The organism is Halorubrum sp. SP9, from assembly GCF_005435015.1.
Classification (GTDB): domain Archaea; phylum Halobacteriota; class Halobacteria; order Halobacteriales; family Haloferacaceae; genus Halorubrum; species Halorubrum sodomense.
The window spans coordinates 1-339 of the sequence record NZ_SGXU01000136.1; the positions used below are offsets into that span (position 1 = coordinate 1).

Genomic DNA, 339 nt, shown 5'->3' on the forward strand with positions numbered 1-339 from the left:
CAGTAAACAGTACTAACGCCCCACCACCCGCGGAAACTAACAGCCTAAACTGTGGTTCTACGAGCGGCCGACCCTCAATTACCTCGACTGTAAGTGTTATTCCTGCAATCGTAGCTCCTACAAGACCACCAAAAATCGTCCAAATACCAACAGACCATTCGGTAGTAGCGGTCAGATTTCTTTGACGAAGCCAGTATCCTGCGTATATTAATCCGAGACTGAGGCTCCCGTCTAAAAATAGTGCGATCATCGGTCCAAGTTGAGTAGAGAGTACAGCAATCTCTCGTACATGGTGGCTAACGGATAGGGTCAATAGCAGACCACCAAGTGTCATGACCG

The 339-nt window shown here is 48.4% G+C and carries 1 pseudogene; it reads right to left on the bottom strand.

Annotation, left to right across the window (positions count from 1 at the left end):
• Window positions 1–334, bottom strand: a pseudogene (locus EXE45_RS16845) (hypothetical protein); the annotation flags it as partial.
• Between the last annotated feature and the right edge of the window lie 5 nt (window positions 335–339).